This is a genomic window from Paralcaligenes ureilyticus (assembly GCF_004346225.1).
GTDB lineage: Bacteria > Pseudomonadota > Gammaproteobacteria > Burkholderiales > Burkholderiaceae_B > Paralcaligenes > Paralcaligenes ureilyticus.
The window spans coordinates 1-18,283 of the sequence record NZ_SMAJ01000022.1; the positions used below are offsets into that span (position 1 = coordinate 1).

The 18,283-nt window shown below is 57.6% G+C and carries 16 protein-coding genes; 11 read left to right on the forward strand and 5 right to left on the reverse strand.

Annotated elements, in window-relative coordinates:
• Positions 1-197 precede the first annotated feature (197 nt).
• The 3 genes from EDC26_RS18465 to EDC26_RS18475 are packed head-to-tail and all read right to left on the reverse strand — an operon-like array spanning position 198 to position 3,952.
• The gene (locus tag EDC26_RS18465) at positions 198-2,144 is read right to left on the reverse strand and encodes a CHASE2 domain-containing protein (RefSeq protein ID WP_132585596.1); all 1,947 of its coding nucleotides are present in this window, start codon (positions 2,142-2,144) and stop codon (positions 198-200) included.
• A 1-nt stretch (position 2,145) separates the two neighbouring features.
• Entirely contained in the window at positions 2,146-3,237 is a 1,092-nt protein-coding gene (locus EDC26_RS18470; protein ID WP_132585599.1) for a FecR family protein, read from the reverse strand.
• Positions 3,238-3,253: 16 nt separating this feature from the next.
• Complete coding sequence (locus tag EDC26_RS18475) at positions 3,254-3,952, reverse strand: response regulator transcription factor (RefSeq protein WP_132585602.1); 699 nt, start codon at positions 3,950-3,952, stop codon at positions 3,254-3,256.
• Positions 3,953-4,441: 489 nt separating this feature from the next.
• Here EDC26_RS18475 and rpsL point away from each other — a divergent pair, with 489 nt between their 5' ends.
• From rpsL to EDC26_RS18530, 11 genes are all read left to right on the forward strand, one after another.
• Positions 4,442-4,819, forward strand: a complete 378-nt coding sequence (gene rpsL / locus EDC26_RS18480) for a 30S ribosomal protein S12 (protein WP_132585605.1) — start codon at positions 4,442-4,444, stop codon at positions 4,817-4,819.
• Between the two features lie 133 nt (positions 4,820-4,952).
• On the forward strand, positions 4,953-5,423 hold the full coding sequence (gene rpsG, locus EDC26_RS18485) for a 30S ribosomal protein S7 (RefSeq protein WP_132585610.1): 471 nt from the start codon (positions 4,953-4,955) through the stop codon (positions 5,421-5,423).
• A 15-nt stretch (positions 5,424-5,438) separates the two neighbouring features.
• On the forward strand, positions 5,439-7,541 hold the full coding sequence (gene fusA, locus EDC26_RS18490) for an elongation factor G (RefSeq protein WP_132585613.1): 2,103 nt from the start codon (positions 5,439-5,441) through the stop codon (positions 7,539-7,541).
• A gap of 69 nt (positions 7,542-7,610) precedes the next feature.
• Positions 7,611-8,801 carry an elongation factor Tu gene (gene tuf / locus EDC26_RS18495; protein ID WP_132585054.1) on the forward strand — a complete coding sequence of 397 codons (1,191 nt, stop codon included), beginning with the start codon at positions 7,611-7,613 and terminating at the stop codon, positions 8,799-8,801.
• Positions 8,802-8,861: 60 nt separating this feature from the next.
• The gene (rpsJ, locus tag EDC26_RS18500) at positions 8,862-9,173 is read left to right on the forward strand and encodes a 30S ribosomal protein S10 (RefSeq protein WP_132585619.1); all 312 of its coding nucleotides are present in this window, start codon (positions 8,862-8,864) and stop codon (positions 9,171-9,173) included.
• A gap of 99 nt (positions 9,174-9,272) precedes the next feature.
• Positions 9,273-11,189 carry a glycine betaine ABC transporter substrate-binding protein gene (locus tag EDC26_RS20635; protein WP_132585622.1) on the forward strand — a complete coding sequence of 639 codons (1,917 nt, stop codon included), beginning with the start codon at positions 9,273-9,275 and terminating at the stop codon, positions 11,187-11,189.
• Positions 11,182-11,997, forward strand: coding sequence for a quaternary amine ABC transporter ATP-binding protein (locus EDC26_RS18510; RefSeq protein ID WP_132585625.1), 816 nt, complete (start codon positions 11,182-11,184; stop codon positions 11,995-11,997). Before EDC26_RS20635 ends, EDC26_RS18510 begins: the two co-directional genes overlap by 8 nt.
• Before the next feature lie 267 nt (positions 11,998-12,264).
• Positions 12,265-13,035 (forward strand): GntR family transcriptional regulator, encoded by a 771-nt coding sequence (locus EDC26_RS18515; protein WP_132585628.1) that lies wholly within the window; start codon positions 12,265-12,267, stop codon positions 13,033-13,035.
• 147 nt (positions 13,036-13,182) lie between these two features.
• On the forward strand, positions 13,183-14,076 hold the full coding sequence (locus EDC26_RS18520) for an MBL fold metallo-hydrolase (RefSeq protein ID WP_132585631.1): 894 nt from the start codon (positions 13,183-13,185) through the stop codon (positions 14,074-14,076).
• Between the two features lie 94 nt (positions 14,077-14,170).
• Entirely contained in the window at positions 14,171-15,109 is a 939-nt protein-coding gene (locus tag EDC26_RS18525; RefSeq protein WP_425012916.1) for a Bug family tripartite tricarboxylate transporter substrate binding protein, read from the forward strand.
• A gap of 52 nt (positions 15,110-15,161) precedes the next feature.
• Positions 15,162-15,920, forward strand: coding sequence for an alpha/beta fold hydrolase (locus EDC26_RS18530; RefSeq protein ID WP_132585634.1), 759 nt, complete (start codon positions 15,162-15,164; stop codon positions 15,918-15,920).
• Positions 15,921-16,107: 187 nt separating this feature from the next.
• Here the strand turns inward: EDC26_RS18530 and EDC26_RS18535 are convergent, their stop codons facing one another.
• Complete coding sequence (locus tag EDC26_RS18535; RefSeq protein ID WP_425012901.1) at positions 16,108-17,691, reverse strand: tripartite tricarboxylate transporter permease; 1,584 nt, start codon at positions 17,689-17,691, stop codon at positions 16,108-16,110.
• 3 nt (positions 17,692-17,694) lie between these two features.
• Positions 17,695-18,108, reverse strand: coding sequence for a tripartite tricarboxylate transporter TctB family protein (locus tag EDC26_RS18540; protein WP_132585772.1), 414 nt, complete (start codon positions 18,106-18,108; stop codon positions 17,695-17,697).
• Positions 18,109-18,283 lie beyond the last annotated feature (175 nt).

Here is an 18,283-nt window from a genome sequence, read left to right on the forward strand (position 1 = left end):
CGCCCGCCTGGACGAGGCAGACCCGGGCAGTCGGAGCGCGTAGCGCCCCGACCGCTGGACGGACCGGACGGTACCCACCCCTCGCCCTGCGGCGTGTTAATAGAACGACCTCACCACCCAAAACGACTCAAGAAACAGCGACGCGAAATGCGTTGAGTTCCGTAAACACTTCAACCGAAAATACCCTAGCGCTGCCGCTACATTTCAACCGCAGGCAGGCAAATTTCAAATGCCGTCCCGCGCGGCTCGTTGCTGCGCACCGAGATCGATCCGCCATGGCGCACGACAACCGTTTTCACCAGCGCCAGTCCGAGGCCCGCACCCGAAGGGTTATGAGGCGCGTCTTCGTTCAGCCGGGTGAACGGCTCGAACAGGCCAGTTTGCTGCTGCAAACTGATGCCCCGGCCCTGGTCGAGAATGAGAATCGCCCAGGCTTGGTCCCGGCGGTATACATGACAGCTGATTTCCGTGTGGTCGGGGCTGTACTTGATGGCGTTATCGAGCAGGTTGCACACGGCGCGGGCGAGTAGCGTTGATTCGCCGTTTACCCAGGCCGCCTCCGGGTGATCCGTAAAGAGTATGGCCATATGATGTTGCTGCCCGAGCGCCCAGAATTCATCGCACGCTTGTGTTACCAGATCGACCAGATCCAGCGGCTGGCGGGTAATTTCTATGGCCTCGGCTCGCGCAAGCTGCACAAAACCGTCCACCAGGCCAAGGGTCTTGCGGGCGTGGGTATTGACGCGATCGAGCAGTTCCGGTTGCGGCAGGGCATGGCCGGGATGGCTTTGCATCTGTGTGAGTGCAAGTATGGAGTTTTGCGGCGAGCGCATGTCGTGCGACAGGAACCGCAGAGTGGCTTCGCGTTTGCTTTGCGCGTGGCGCAATTGCGCGATGGCGCCGTGCAGTTGAGTGATCCGTGCAGACAGAGAACCATCGGCGCGCGTGCGCTCTCCGGGCACCAGCGCCAGATCGATGGCGCCGCGTTCCGAGTTCAGCTTTCGCAGTTCGTGGTCGATGTGCTGCAGGGCGGCTTCCTGGCTGCGCCAGCTCCATACGGGATAGGCCAGGGCGACGCCGATCAGGCTTGCGGTAACCGGCATCCATATTTGCGCATAACGCATCAGCAGCCAGCTTGCTACAAAAATCAGCAGCAAAACGGCGGCAATGATCAAAAATGAACGTCGAGGCGACAGGCGGCGCAATGCCATGCACGCCAGCAATACCGGCAGGCAGGCCAACAGGGCGGTTTGCCAGCGCCCGGGGGTGCTTATCCATTGGTTTTCGAGAGCGCTTTGCAACTCGTTGGCCAGGACTTCGACGCCGGACATGGCGTTGCCCATGCGGGCGGCCGGCGTCGAGAATTTATCGCCCAGGCCCGTGCCCCAGGCGCCTATCAGCACATATTTGTCTTTAAAACGGGCGGCCGGCACACGGCCGTCGAGTACGGCCCAATAGGGGTACATGGTGAAGTGGCCGGGAGGTCCGGCATAAGGAATCAATAAGGGCGTGGCAAGCGGCCGGGTTTTCAGGCGCGCCAGTGCGGTATCCGCTGCGGCGGCCTCCAGCATGGAGACGACGAAATGCTGGGCCTGCGCACCCGAGGCCGGCGCACGCTGCAGGGTTACCGAACGCACCGTGCCATCGGAGTCGAGGTCGGCGTTGATATAACCGAGGCGATTAGCCGCTTCGGCCAGCGGCGCGAGCGGCCTTTGTCCGGTGCCCGCGCCCAACACCAGCGGCAGTACGACCCTGCCTTGACGGGACAGGGCTTGTGCGAGTTGTGCGTCGTCGTTGGGGAAGACGCGATCGGCATCCCCGAAAACAATATCCAGCCCTATAGCCTTTGCCTCGTGCAGCCGGTCCAGCAGCCGCGCGTGTACCGTGCGTCGCCAGGGCCAATGACCAAGCGCTTCCAGGCTACTGTCGTCGATGGCAATGATGGCGATGTCGGGCGATGCCGCCCGAGTGGTGGAGGTGGCCAGGGTGGCATCGTAAAAGGTTTGGTCAAGGCGAATCAGCCCCAGGCCAGTGCTGAAATAGCTGATCAGAAGCGTGAATAGCGCCAGGGAGGCGACCACCGCCCACCATTCAACCCGTATGCGCTGTTCCAGATGCCACCAGAAGTCGGCATGACGCGCCATATCAATAATCGGTCAGCAACACGTAACTGCCATCGCCCGCCAGGATCGGAGCGCCATCCGAAGAGTGTAAAACGCTGGCGCCCAAAAAAGCCCGTTGCGCGTCTCGCCCGCCAATTCCGAGCGAGTCAATGGCTCGGACCGCCACGTAGTAGGTGCCGGGACCCGGCGCGCCGAACGTGATGTCGGGCTTGTCAAACGACTGGCTTGAAACCAGATCGGCGCCGGCCTTGTCCGATGAGACTCGCACCAGATAGGAACTGGCCGCGGCGACTGCCGGGAAACGCATGGACTGGCGTCCGCTTTTTCCAGTCGAGGCGGGCAGGTTGGGAGGAGGCAGCAAAGGCCGTATACCGAGCAGCTTGCCTTGAGCATCGATGGCGGTGCCCTGATCCTGGTGAAGCGTGGCGTTTTGCGCCTGCTCCGAGGTAATGTGCGCGACGCCCTTCAGAACCTCGCTTTGGGCGCCTCGGGAAGACGCGTGCACGCGCAGACGGGTGCCGCGCACGCCGGTAATGCTCAGAGGCGTGCGTACTTCGAACCGCCCAACGCCCGTTTCTTTGGGCGCTACGGTGGATTCCACCGAGCCCTGCTTCATGCTGATGACCGAGTCGGTCAGGCCGGCCCCCTTGAAAACACGCAGGCGTTTTATCTCCAGCGTAGACTCCGGGGGTATCGAAAGCAGGCTGCCGTCGTCAAGCTGCAAGGTGGCAAAGCCATTGGCGCCGGTGCGTACGGTTTTGCCTTCCGGGACTTGATCCTTGGTGCGCAGGGCGCGGCCGTCGACGCTGGCCTGCCCGCTCACGTGGGTGACCAGCGCGCTTGCGGGCCGTTCCGGGATCATTGAAAAGGGGATCTTGATTTCCCGCCCGATTGCGAGCTTGGTGGGGTCCTGAACGGCGTTTAGCGCCTGCAGCCGGCCCCAGTTTCCCGCCCCGCTTGTAAATCGGCCGGCGAGGGCGGTCAGCGTGTCGTTGGGCATGATTTTGTACAGAAAATCGTCGCCGCGGGCGCCGGCAGCCTGGGCATATGCAATGCCGGGGGCGGCCCCGGTCAAGGCAATCAATAGCGGCAAAAACAGAAAGCGAGCAAGCATGGGGTAATGAATGGGTTCAGGCGGGATTTTTGGGAATAAGTTCGAGACGGTACCCGAGGGCGTACGACGAACTTAGCCTCACCCCGTTTTCAGGCCGCAGATCGAGCTTTTGGCGGATATTGGAAAGATGGGTGTCAAGGGTACGCGATGTGGCGGGAATTTCGCGGTTCCAGACGGCGGAGCTTAGAACATCTCTGGAAAACAGCCGTCCTGGATTGCGCAAAAACAACAGTGCCAGCTCGAATTCCTTAGGCGCCAGCGTAATCGCCTGATCATGAAGCTGTATGGTGCGCGAGGCGGGGTCGACGGTATAAGCGCCTACATGGAATAAAGAATCGTTCGGCGTCGCCTGGTTACGGCGCGTGAGCGCTGCGATCCGCGCCAGCAGCTCCGCGGCGCGCAGGGGCTTGGACATATAGTCGTCGGCGCCTGCCTGCAAGCCTACGACCAGGTCTTCTTCCAGCGTGTGATTGGTCAGAAACAGCACGGGGATGGCATAACCCAGGTGCGTGCGTACCCAGCGCACAACGTCAATGCCCGACATATCGGGAACTTCCCAGTCAAGCAGCAGTAGATCGAAGGGCTGGGTTTTTTGCAATACGTCGAGTAGCTCCTTGCCCCGGGTGAAGATCGTGCACCGGTGTCCTGCGTCGATGAGTAGCTGTTGTATGAATTGCGCCTGGGCCAGTTCGTCTTCGAGGGAAGCAATATTCATGGGTGGGACTGGGTCCTTGAAATGATCGGCAAGCGGCTACCTGGACAAAAACCAAGGCCGTCCCAGGCTTGACGATAAAATGGATTCTTGTGTAAGCAATGGTACTTAAATGATGTTGCGGTGTCGAGCGCGTCACGTTTGCCCCAAAGCCTACGGTTGGGTAGTTGTCTTCCGATTGACCATCGCTAGATTTGCATGCTAATATGCCCAGCTAACTGACAATTTTATAGATTAATTGCCCGTTAGCCGTTGCAGGTAAAATGCAACGGCGAAACAGCTACAAAGTAGTTATAAACATGCTTCAAAAGGCAAGACCCGCTCTTTTACGTTATTCGTCTTGGGCGGTTTTGCATAACCGCCCAAGACGTTTTGCTGTCGGCTTTGTGCTGGCGACAGGTGTCTGGCGACTCATTCAAATACGTAAATTCAGTACGCAATATAGTACTTAAGAGTGCGAAAAACGTACAGGTCAAAGGATGCGTAAAGGCCATGCCAACCATTAGCCAACTCGTGCGCAAGCCGCGCGAAGTCAGTAGCGCGAACAGCAAGAGCCCCGCGCTCGAAAACTGCCCTCAGCGCCGTGGTGTCTGCACTCGTGTGTACACCACAACCCCCAAAAAGCCTAACTCGGCGCTGCGTAAGGTTGCCAAGGTGCGCCTTACCAACGGTTTCGAAGTTATTTCGTATATTGGTGGCGAAGGCCACAACCTGCAAGAACACTCGGTGGTTCTTGTGCGTGGCGGCCGGGTAAAGGATTTGCCTGGTGTGCGGTACCACATTGTGCGTGGTTCGCTCGATTTGCAAGGGGTTAAAGACCGCAAGCAGTCGCGTTCCAAATACGGCGCCAAACGTCCGAAAAAATCGTAAAACCTATGGCCAGCCTGTCTGGTCAATCAAGTGCAGCGGTGGATATGGTGTCCATCGCAGGTAAGTGGCCATCGTTTAAATGGCCGTGGTCGTGCAAAGCACGGCTCAACTGAACTGTCACAAGGAAGTAAAAATGCCCCGTCGTCGCGAAGTTCCCAAACGTGAAATTCTCCCTGATCCTAAATTTGGCAGTGTCGATCTGGCCAAATTCATGAACGTAGTCATGCTGTCGGGCAAAAAAGCAGTGGCCGAACGCATCATCTATGGTGCCCTGGACCAGGTGCAGGCTAAAACCGGCAAAGAGCCTATCGAGATTTTCAATCTTGCCATCACCAACATCAAGCCTGTTGTTGAAGTCAAAAGCCGCCGTGTAGGTGGTGCAAACTATCAAGTGCCTGTAGAAGTGCGCCCCGTGCGCCGCCTGGCGCTGGCCATGCGCTGGTTGCGTGAAGCAGCCAAGAAACGTGGCGAAAAATCGATGGATTTGCGCCTGGCCGGTGAGCTGATGGATGCGGCCGAAGGTCGCGGCGCCGCAATGAAAAAGCGTGAAGACACGCACAAAATGGCCGAAGCCAATAAAGCCTTCAGTCATTTCCGCTGGTAATCTAAGGATACGAACATGGCTCGCAAAACCCCCATTGAGCGCTACCGCAATATTGGCATTTCTGCGCACATTGATGCAGGGAAAACCACCACTACCGAACGCATTCTGTTCTACACCGGCGTTAACCATAAAATTGGCGAAGTCCATGATGGCGCGGCCACCATGGACTGGATGGAGCAAGAGCAAGAGCGTGGCATTACCATCACCTCGGCGGCCACCACGGCGTTCTGGCGCGGTATGGCCGGCAACTATCCTGAGCACCGCATCAATATCATTGATACCCCGGGGCACGTCGATTTCACTATCGAGGTAGAACGTTCCATGCGCGTGCTCGACGGCGCCTGCATGGTGTATTGCGCCGTGGGCGGCGTGCAGCCGCAATCCGAGACGGTATGGCGTCAGGCCAACAAGTACGGCGTCCCTCGCCTGGCGTTCATCAACAAGATGGACCGCACGGGCGCGAACTTCTTCAAGGTCTACGATCAGATGAAGTCGCGCTTGAAGGGCAACCCCGTGCCTATCGTTATTCCTATCGGCGCTGAAGACACCTTCACGGGTGTGGTCGATCTCGTGAAGATGAAAGGCATAGTCTGGGACGAAGCCAGCCAGGGCACCAAGTTCGAATACATCGACATCCCGGCCGACCTGGTCGGCTTGGCCAATGAATGGCGCGAGAAGCTTGTCGAATCGGCCGCGGAGTCGTCCGAGGAGCTGATGAACAAATACCTGGAAACGGGTGTTCTGACTGAAGACGAGATCAATCTGGGAATTCGCACGCGGACTATCGCGGGCGAAATTCAACCCATGCTGTGCGGCACGGCGTTCAAGAACAAGGGCGTGCAGCGCATGCTGGACGCGGTGATCGATTACCTGCCTTCGCCGGTGGATATTCCTCCTGTTGAAGGTCAGGATGACGACGGTAATGTGGTGACCCGCGTCGCTGACGACAGCTCCAAGTTTACGGCGCTGGCATTCAAGTTGATGAGCGACCCGTTTGTCGGCCAATTGACGTTTGTTCGGGTTTATTCCGGCGTGCTGAAGTCGGGCGATACGGTTTACAACCCCATCAAGGGCAAGAAAGAGCGTATCGGCCGTATTTTGCAGATGCACTCCAACAATCGCTCGGAGATCAAGGAAGTTCTGGCCGGCGACATTGCCGCCGTCGTGGGTCTGAAAGACGTGACTACGGGCGAAACACTGTGCGATCTCGATTCGCACGTGCTGCTCGAACGCATGATATTCCCGGAGCCCGTGATTTCGCAGGCCGTCGAGCCCAAGACCAAGGCTGACCAGGAAAAAATGGGCATTGCCTTGTCGCGCCTGGCGCAGGAAGATCCGTCATTTCGCGTACGCAGCGACGAAGAGTCGGGCCAAACCATTATTTCAGGCATGGGCGAACTGCACCTTGAAGTGCTGGTCGACCGCATGAAGCGCGAGTTCGGCGTGGAAGCCAATGTGGGTAAACCGCAAGTGGCCTACCGCGAAACGATACGCAAGGTTTGCGAAGAGATCGAAGGCAAATTCGTCAAGCAATCGGGTGGTCGCGGCCAATATGGTCACGTCGTGCTCAAGCTCGAACCCTTGCCTCCCGGCGGTGGCTTTGAGTTCGTCGATGCCATCAAGGGCGGCGTGGTTCCGCGCGAATACATCCCCGCGGTCGAGAAAGGCCTTCGCGATACCTTGCCGGCCGGTGTGGTGGCGGGTTATCCGGTGGTCGATGTCAAGGCGACGCTGTTTTTCGGTTCGTACCACGACGTGGACTCCAATGAAAACGCGTTCCGCATGGCTGCATCCATAGCGTTCAAAGACGGTATGCGCAAGGCCAGCCCGGTTCTGCTCGAGCCCATGATGGCGGTCGAGGTGGAAACGCCTGAAGATTATGCCGGTACGGTGATGGGTGATCTGTCTTCGCGCCGCGGCATGGTTCAAGGGATGGACGACATGGTCGGCGGCGGCAAGGTTATCAAGGCCGAGGTGCCTCTGGCCGAGATGTTCGGGTATGCAACCAGCCTGCGGTCGCAGACACAGGGCCGTGCTACGTACACCATGGAGTTCAAGCACTACTCTGAAGCACCTAAAAACGTGGCCGAAGAAGTCATCAGCGCACGTGGTAAGTAATTAGAGCCTGCCCACTCGGAGTGGGCAGGTAAATTTTTTGTTTCCTTGAAAATATCGATAGGATAAATCATGGCAAAAGGCAAATTTGAACGGACCAAACCGCACGTCAACGTAGGGACGATCGGTCACGTGGACCACGGCAAGACGACGCTGACGGCGGCGATCACGACGGTGCTGGCGGCGGCGTTTGGGGGCGAGGCGAAGGGGTACGACCAGATTGACGCGGCGCCCGAAGAGAAGGCGCGCGGGATCACGATCAATACCTCGCACGTGGAATACGAGACCAAGGCACGTCACTACGCGCACGTGGACTGCCCGGGGCACGCGGACTATATCAAGAACATGATCACGGGTGCGGCACAGATGGACGGCGCGATTTTGGTGGTGTCGGCCGCTGACGGCCCGATGCCGCAAACGCGCGAACACATCCTGCTGTCGCGCCAGGTGGGCGTACCGTACATCATCGTGTTCCTGAACAAGGCCGACATGGTGGACGACGCCGAGCTGCTGGAGCTGGTCGAGATGGAAGTGCGCGAGCTGCTCTCGAAGTACGACTTTCCGGGCGACGATACGCCGATCATCACGGGTTCGGCCAAGCTGGCGCTCGAGGGCGACAAGGGCCCGATGGGCGAGCAGGCGATCCTGGCGCTGGCCGAGGCGCTGGATACGTACATTCCGTTGCCCGAGCGGGCCGTCGACGGGGCGTTCCTGATGCCGGTCGAAGACGTGTTCTCGATCTCGGGCCGTGGCACGGTGGTGACGGGCCGGGTCGAGCGTGGCGTGGTGAAGGTGGGCGAAGAGCTGGAGATCGTGGGGATCAAAGACACGGTGAAGACGACCTGCACGGGCGTGGAGATGTTCCGCAAGCTGCTCGACCAGGGTCAGGCGGGCGATAACGTGGGGGTGTTGCTGCGCGGCACCAAGCGCGAAGACGTCGAACGCGGCCAGGTGTTGGCCAAGCCGGGCTCGATTCACCCGCACACGGAGTTCACCTCGGAGGTGTACATTTTGTCCAAGGAAGAGGGGGGGCGTCACACGCCGTTCTTCAACGGGTACCGTCCGCAGTTTTACTTCCGCACGACGGATGTGACCGGGACGATCGACCTGCCCAAGGACAAAGAGATGGTGTTGCCGGGTGATAACGTGTCGATGTCGGTGAAGCTGATCGCGCCGATCGCCATGGAAGAGGGGCTGCGCTTTGCCATCCGCGAAGGCGGACGCACCGTCGGCGCCGGCGTCGTTGCCAAAATCATTAAATAGTTGATACCTGCGTAGGAAGGGGCGGACAGCCTCTTCCTCTTTCGTTCTTTAGGACACATCATGAAAAATCAGAAAATCCGCATCCGCTTGAAAGCGTTTGATTACAAATTGATCGATCAATCGGCGGCTGAAATCGTTGAAACGGCCAAACGCACGGGCGCAGTCGTGCGCGGCCCGGTGCCGTTGCCTACACGTATTCGCCGCTACGACGTCCTGAGCTCGCCTCACGTCAACAAGACGGCCCGCGATCAGTTCGAAATGCGCACTCATCAGCGCCTGATGGATATTGTCGACCCTACCGACAAGACCGTCGATGCCTTGATGCGCCTTGACCTGCCTGCTGGCGTAGACGTGGAAATTGCACTGCAGTAAAGTTTCGCAACCCCCCATGGGGGTTAAGATGAGAAAACGCCGTACTTGGACAGTACGGCGTTTTTGTTTTATGGTGACCGGGTAAGAGAGGGATCGAAAATGAGATTACTTCTGGTGTTACTGGTGTGGGTTCTTGTTTCTGTGCCCGCCGGCGCCCAAGCGTTGCCCTGCAATCAGGGCGAGCCCGTTCGTTTTGCCGGCCAGACATGGGAAAGCGCCGAATTCACCATGAATGTGCTGCAGCAGATTCTGGAAAAGGCCTACGACTGCAAGACCGAGGCCGTGCCCGGAACGGCGGCGGCTACCGAGACGGCCTTGACTCAGAATGATTTGCAGGTCGTGGCCGAATTGTGGTCCGGGCGCACAAAAATCATAGAAGATGCCATCAAGGCCGGTACGGTTCAGGTCATAGGCAATACGCTTGAAGGCGGCGCGAGACAAGGCTGGTATGTGCCCGATTACGTGGTTAACGGCGACTCCAAGCGGGGCATCAAGGCCGTGGCGCCCGATCTGCGATCATGGCAAGACCTGCCCAAATATAAAGCGCTGTTTGCCGACCCCGAGACACCCGGGAAGGGCCGGTTCCTGAACTGCCCGAGCGGTTGGGTTTGCGAGCAGACCAACACCCGCTTGCTAAAGGTTCTTAATCTCGATCAGGGCTACACGAATTTCCGTGCCGGCACTGGCGCTGCGCTCGATGCAGCCATCAGCTCCGCCTACGACCAGGGCAAGCCCATCTTGTTCTATTACTGGCAGCCGACGGGCCTGATGGCGAAGTACAGATTCAAAAGAATCGCCATGCCGCCGTTCAATCAAGCGTGCTGGGACACGGTGGTTAGCGGCAAAGGCGAGCTTTGCCCCACCGATTTTCTGGTTGCGCATCTGGGCATTGCCGTATCTGCGCCGTTTGCCAAAGGCAATTCTGAAGTCATAAAGCTATTCCAGCGGGTGCAGTTCGAGCCGGCCTTGCTGAACCAGATCATTTACGTCATGACCAGTCAGCATGTACGGGGCGATGTGGCCGCCGACCGCTTTTTGCATGAACACCCGGAGATATGGAAGGCCTGGATGCCTGCGGACCGAGCGGCGCGCATGGCCCAGGCCCTCGGCCTTCAAAGCACCGTGGCGCAAGGCGGCCATTCGATCTTCCCGTCGTTGTCCATGACGGAGTATGTCAATAAGCAGCTGGTTTCCGCCGTGCAGCGTTATGGCCAAAGCCTGCACGCATTTAGCGACCTCATCCTGACCACTGTTCTTTTACCCATGGAGCAATTCTTCGAGGCCATACCGCCCATCCTGTTCCTTTTTCTCGTGGGTCTGTTGGCCTGGCACGCCACGCGGAAAATAAGCCTGGCGGTTTGTTATGTGGTCGGTTTGTATGCAATAGGCGCCGTCGGCCTGTGGGACAAACTGATGGAAACCTTTGCGTTGGTGCTGGTGTCCACCGTCTTCGCCATTATTATCGGCATTCCGATCGGTATCCTGATGGCCCGGCATCGCCTTTTACGTCGCGTCCTGACGCCGGTGCTCGATGTCATGCAAACGCTGCCCAGCTTCGTGTACCTGATTCCCGTGCTGATGTTCTTCGGGCTGGGCAAGGTGCCCGCCTTGTTCGCCACCACCATCTATGCCGTGCCTCCACTGATACGGCTCACCACTTTGGGCCTGCGCCAGGTGGATTTCGACATTATGGAAGCCGCCCAATCGTTTGGCGTGACGCGCTGGCAGATGCTCACGCGGGTTACGCTGCCGCTGGCACGCCCCAGCATCATGGCGGGCATCAATCAGACCACGATGATGGCGCTGGCCATGGTGGTTGTGGCGTCGATGATAGGCGCGCGCGGCCTGGGTGAAGACGTGTTGGCAGGCATACAGACCCTGAACGTCGGGCTGGGTTTGCAGGCCGGGTTGGCTATTGTCATCCTGGCCATTGTGATTGATCGCATTACGCAGGCCTACGGCAAGTCGCGGCGCAGCGCCCAGGCCCAAAACAAAGTGGATGTGCGCGATGAGTGACGTCAAAATTGAAGTCCGGGATGTGTACAAGGTATTTGGCGCCAATGAATCACAGGCGCTGGCGCTGCTGCGGGCGGGCGATACCCGGCAATCGGTACAGGCGCAGACCCAGTGCAACGTCGGGCTCGCAGGAGTCAACCTGACCGTGCCTGTGGGCCAGATCTCCTGCATCATGGGCTTGTCGGGCTCGGGCAAATCGACACTGATCCGTCATATGAATCGCCTGATCGATCCGTCGGCAGGCGAAATCCTGATCGATGGTCAAAATATCCTGGCGCTGGATATGCCGGGTTTGCGCCAGTTGCGCCGGCGCACGGTCAGCATGGTGTTCCAGAGCTTTGGCCTGTTGCCGCATATCAACGTGCTGGAGAACGTGGCGTTTGGACTGCACGTGCGCGGCGACGATAAAAAGCAGGCGCGAGAACTTGCGCTGGCCTGGCTGGAACGGGTAGGCCTGACCGAATACGCTAAAAATTATCCCGACGAACTTTCGGGCGGTATGCGCCAGCGTGTGGGCCTGGCGCGCGCGCTGGCGACCGACACGGAAGTATTGTTGATGGACGAGGCGTTTTCAGCGCTCGATCCGCTGATACGCTATGACATGCAAGACCAGTTGATTGCCCTGCAGCAACGTCTGCAGAAAACCATCGTGTTCGTTACCCACGATATTGACGAAGCTCTTCGCCTCGGCCAGCACATCGCCATTTTGCGTGACGGCAAGATCGAGCAGGTAGGCACTCCCGACGATATCAAGAATCACCCCGTCAATGATTATGTCGAGCATTTTGTGGTGCGGCGCGATTCGTAGGCGGCGGCGTCGAAACGGCATGTGAATCATGTAGCGACAGGCCTTGTGCCTGTCATGTAGTGCCACCCCTTGTGGGTGGCAAATCCCCGGACGAAATACGTATCTTGCACTACATGACAGGCACAAGGCCTGTCGCTACATGGTTTACGAGTACGTATTTGTAGCGGCACCCCTTGTGGGCGCCATGCCGTTCTCTGCCACCCAGTTCCCTCCTGCGCGCCATGAAGGGCTGTAATATGGTGGCCTCGTCTATCAATATGCACCGGCATGGTCGACAACATCCACTCCGTCCTGAAAAAGCAATCGCGGCTGCCTTTGTCGCTCAAGGTCAAGTACGTCTTGCGAACGCGCCTTGAGCGTGGCGAGTGGACTGTGGGGACTCGTATTCCGACTTTGCTCGAACTGGTGGCCGAATATGGCGTCTCGCGTGCCACCGTGCGCGCCGCCCTCGATGAACTCGAACAGGAAGGGCTGATTGAGCGCACTCGCGGCAAGGGAACCTTTGTGATTGGAGATGCGAGCAAGGAGCATTGGTTAATGCTGCCCACCGATTGGCGTTCGCTGGTTGAGCATATCGAGCATTTAAAGGTCCGGTTTACGGTGCTTGGCAGCGGTTATGGCTCGCTGGCTGCCGAGATATCGACCCAGACTCCTGCCCCGACTTATTGGTGGACCACCCGGGTGAACTGGGCTGACGATATTCCATACAGTTTCAACACGGTGTATGTAATCAAGCGCCTGCTGGATTTGAAAAAAACGCACTTCGAGTCCGAGCCGATTCTGCCCGTCATTAATCGGTATTTCAAGGATGAACTGCATTCGGCAAGCCAAGTGCTGACGATACGTGCAGCAGACGGTGTTGTCGCTAAAGAGTTGCACATTGAAATTGGCACGGCGGTAGCGCAGGCGCTGCGCGTGGCGCGCAATGCCCAGCAAGAAATTGTGTACGCGGCCCGTGTTTTGTACCCTGCGAAATACTTGAGCATAGAAACCCAGTTCCATCCGCGCGAAGAATCCGGCCGAAATCCGGCCGCTTGAGCTTGATCCGAGCAGACTATTGACAATTTGATCAGAAAGTATAAAGTACTAAAAAGCGTACTTTAATACTTATGGCTCGTTCCTTGTTATTGAACAGGAAAGGCTTTTATAAGTGCGCATAGACCTGCTTCATTTAGGGGATGGCTTTTGAAAATCACCATGCTGGGAACTGGCGCCGCCTTGCCGGATCCGGATCGGGCGCAATCGTCGATCTTGATCACTTTGGATAATGGCAAAAATTATCTCTTCGACTGTGGCGAAGGGTCTACACGTCAAATGGTGCGGGCCAACATCAATCCGGCCGATGTCGGGTGGGTATTTCTCAGCCATCTTCATTACGATCACATTTGTGGTTTGCCTTTCTTCGTTTTATCCAGCTGGGTGTTCAATCGAGACGGGCAACTTAAGGTGTACGGACCCCGTGGCACACGGGATTTTGTCGATCATTCATTTGAAAACGGCGCCTTCAAGGTCGATATCCAGGCTCGCGCCGCCTACGGAGTGCGGCAAAAGAACATCGAAGCCGTGCGTCCTCTGGTTACCGAAGTTAGTCCAGGACTCATCTATCAGGACGAACATGTCAGGATATATGTAGACCTGGTAGATCACATCCCTGCAGAAATCACAGACTGTTTTGGCATACGCCTGGAAGCTGAGGGCAAGGTAGTGGCATTCAGCGGAGATACGGCTCCGTGCGAATCCATGGTGCGCTTGGCTCAAGATGCCGATCTGCTGATTCATGAGTGCACCTTTCCCGAGTCTTTTCTTGCGCATCGCGCCAAATCGGGTGTGGGCACCTATTCTCACACCAGCCCGCTGGAACTTGGAAAAATTGCCGCGCGGGCCAAAGTAAAACAGCTCGTGCCTACTCATTTTGGCCATTTCGACTCGACTAGCCCGGTCATAAAACGAGCGGCGGCCAATCACTTGCCTATAGACTTGATGGGGCCGGATATGCTTGATGAGGTCGTGCGCGATTTGCGCAAGAGCTACAAAGGCCCGATAAGCCTGGCGCATGATTTGATGCGAATTGATTTGTAGGAGGGCGCAAACGCCTCGCCGCACGTATCGGCAGGCGCTTGATTTCAGGGAGACATTTATGTTCGCAAGGTGTTGTAGTGTAAAGACATGGCTGGTGGCCTTGAGTTTGAGTTTTAGCGCCGTAGCCAGTGCGGCTTATCCGGACCATTCGATTCGCGTCATATTGCCGTATGCCGCGGGTGCCGCAGGAGACATCGTCTTCAGGATGCTACAGCCGGGCCTAGCCAAAGAGTTGGGCCAGCCTGTGATTCTGGATTACAAATCCGGGGCCGGCGGGAATATCGGCACACAGGAAGTGGTCCGCGCTGCACCCGATGGTTATACCTTGTTGCTGGGTGCCACGAATAATTTTGTCATTAACCAGTTCCTGTATAAAGGCATGAGCTACGATCCATCGAAAGCTTTGGTGCCTATCGCCAAGGTGGTGGATGTGCCGGCATTTATTTACCTCAATGCCAGTGTGCCTGCACATAATTTTGCGGAGCTCAAGTCTTATGCAGAAAAGCATCCCGGAGTCTTGAATTACGGTACTCCGGGGGCTGGCACAACGCCGGCCCTATCCGGATGGATGTTATCTGAAGCCATACATGGCAATATGACAGCCGTGACGTATCGTGGGTCGGCTCCCGGCGTGCAGGCTTTGTTGGCAAACCAGATCCAGGTTTATATCGGAGGCTATGGGATTGCCTCCGCGTATCTGCCTTCGGGCAAGCTGCGCGTGCTGGCGGTAGCCTTGCCCGAACGTTTCGCGGCGCTGCCCAGCGTTCCGACGACCAAGGAGGTGGGCATAGGCAGTGCCGTAGTCAGTAACTGGTGGGGCATGGCGGCACCCAAGGGTACCCCCGCCCCTATCGTGGAACGTGTAGAGCAGGCCTTGCACACGGTGCTGAGCGATCCCGCCATACAGAAGAAACTGCAGGATCAGGGCTTTGTGGTCAGCCTGGAAAGTACGGCGACCTTCAAGGCCAATTTGCGCAAAGAAGCACCCTACTGGGAAGATGTCATCAAACGTTCGGGCGTGGTTATCAATTAACTAAAAGGGCGGTTGGCCGCAAATGCCATGGCGGTCAACGCAGAGGGCCAGCATGTTCTATCGTCGGCAAGGGCGCGGTGAGGCCTTGATATTGCTGCATGGGTTTGCGTCTTCGTCTCTGTTCTGGACTGCTCTGATGGAGCGGTTTGGCGAGCAATTCGACGTGATTGCGCCCGACTGGCCAGGATTTGGCGCGACGCCGGAAGCGGCGCCTTACACAAGCCTGGCCGACTACGCCGGCGGTGTGATCGACCTGGCCGATAAATTAGGCCTGGAGCGTTTTCACGTAATCGGCCACTCCATGAGCGGTTTCGTCGTGCAAACCTTGTTGTGTGACCATGCGCATCGTTTGAACCGCGCGGTGCTGTATGGCGCGGGCCTTGGCGTTAACCGCGCGCGGCGCTTTGAAACCATTGCTGAAACCTTGCTCAGGCTGGAGACCGAGGGCGTAGACGCCACGATAAGACGGATCGTCAGTTCCTGGTTCGCCGATCCCATACGCGATGCCAAGGCCCATCGCCTGTGTATGGAAGCCGGACGGGGCATGAGCCTGCCCGCCGCCGCGGCGGCCATACGTGCCACCGAGCATGCGGATTTTGAAGGGCGTCTGGGACAGGTGCAGACACGCACCCTTATCATTTCTGGAGAGGCCGAGCGTAGCCATCCACCCGTAAGCGCCATGGAATTACAGAAAGCTCTGGCCAATGCCCATTTATGTATCCTGCCTTTTTGCGGACATGCGGCGCATCTGGAACAGCCCGAGTGGTTCGAGATGATCGTGCGCGAATTTCTGTTGCCTCATCGCGGGTGATCAAATCGGTATCGGAGCGGTGGCAAGATCGAGTGGGTTGGCACGCTTGACGGTATCGAGAACCGTCCTGTACGGCGGGTACGTCGAGCATTTTGTACTATGGCGCGATTCGTAGGCGGTGGCGTCGAAATGGCAGCCACAAGGGCTGCCATGTGTCATCCACCGCTATGTGTTTGTAGATACCGTTTTATGCGTCGACTTGCCCGACGCTTACTTTGGCCTGATCTTCGAACGTGGAGATCGCCGCCGTTAGCGTGGTCGGGGTGCGTTTCTGTCTGATTTTGCCGCGGATAAAGAATAGTATCTGAACCCCCAGTAGCAACGCGCAGGCGCCGACGAACCATGCACTGATGGGGCGTTCGACGAACACGAGCAGGTTACCCCGGGAGAGCAGCAGCGCGCGGCGGAAGTTCTCTTCGACCATGGGCCCTAACACATAGCCCAGCAAGATGGGCGCCACCGAAAAATCGAGCGCCACCAAGATGGCGCCGGCGATGCCGAAAAACGCCACTTCGCCCACTTGGAAGAGGCTATTCTGGGTGCTGAAGCAGCCTACGGCAATGAAAAACATGGCCGAGGGGAGCAGGTATTTATAAGGTACCCGCAATAACTTGACCCACAGCCCTATCAACGGAACATTCAGTATGATGAGCAGCAAATTCCCGACCCAGAAGCTGGCGATCAGACCCCAGAATATATCGGGATGCTCGGTAATCAGCTGCGGCCCGGGTTGAATTCCCTGGATCATCAAGGCGCCCAGCATCAGCGCCATGACCGCATCGCCGGGGATGCCCAGGCTCATCGTGGGGATGAAATCGACCTGCGTTTTGGAGTGCGAGGCCGCCTCGGGAGAGGCCACGCCTTCAATCGCGCCGTGGCCAAAACGCTCGGGGTGTTTGGATACCTTGTGTTCAAGCGCATAAGCCACAAAAGTAGTGATGGTGGGGCCTGTGCCGGGCAAGATACCGAAAAAGGCTCCCACGGCGGTGCCGCGCAGCATCGGGAAAAACGATCTTTTCATCTCGTCTTTGGTGGGGCGCATGTCCTTGAACTTCATTTTCAGGCCGGTGCCGATGATCTGAAGGCGATTGATGCCCAACAAGAATTCGCCCACGCCGAACAAACCCATGGCTAGGGCGACCAGATCCACCCCGTCTTCGAGGTTGATCATGCCGAAGGTGAAACGCATCGTTCCCGTGTTGACGTCGGTTCCGGTCACGCCAATCAGCAGGCCCAGCAGGGTCATGGCGACCCCTTTGAGGGCCGAACCTTTGGACATGGTTGAGCCGGCGATCAGGCCCAGCATCATGATGGAGAAAATCTCGGTGGGCCCAAACTTGAAGGCCACCTCGACCAATACGTTGGAGAAAAACACCATTATTAAGATGCCCACCGTCGCCGCAAAAAAAGACGACATCATGGCGATCCCCAGGGCCGCGCCGCCGCGCCCCTGCTTGGTCAAGGGGTAGCCGTCCAGGCAGGTCACGGCATGCGGGGCGTGCACGGGCAGGTTAAGCAAAATGGCGCCAATCGCGCCGCCGTACATGGAGCCGTAGAAAATACCGGCCAGCATGAGAATGGCCGCCACGGGGTGCATGGCATAAGTAAGAGGGAGCAAAATTGCAATGGCCGACAGGGCGCCCATCCCGGGCAAAACCCCGATCAGGTTGCCGACGACCACCCCAAAAATGGACCACATCAAATTATGGGGTTCAAAGGCGATTCCAAACCCGTACGCCAGGTCGGTAAACGATTGCATTATTATGGACATGGCTTAACCCCAGCGGACGAGTGGAAACTGGAGCTGCAGCGCCCACCAGAACACCACCACGGCGACAATGCTCATGGCGATGGAAAGAATAACGGCGGCCTTGACCGTGTTTTTTCGATCGCCCATCGCGGAAATAAAAACGATGGCAAAGGTGGCAGGCAATAAACCCGTGAATTCACCGAGCACAATAAAGGCGATGATGCCTCCTATGATGCATAGCCAGCCACGCCATTCGGGAGGCAGGGCTTCTTTTGAAAGATGGTGGGTCTTTCCTATGCCGCTGATGGCAATCAGAACACCGCTAATCGCTAACAGCACGCCGATGGCGGCGGGGAAATAGCCCGGCCCCATATGGGCGAGCGACCCGATGTGATAGCCCATGCTTTTGAATACGGTGCCAAGCCCCAATACAATCATCAGGACGCCGCCGTAATAGTCTTTATTGATATTTGCCAATTGTGATCCCCCTTTTTGCAATAAAGCGGCGCCGCGACATCCCGCGCCCAGGCCTTGCTATAGTTTTTTTTGCAGGCCAGAAATGTCACCCCGCCGACAGTCTTGCAACGTTAACTGTCTAATGCTTTCGTGAAGC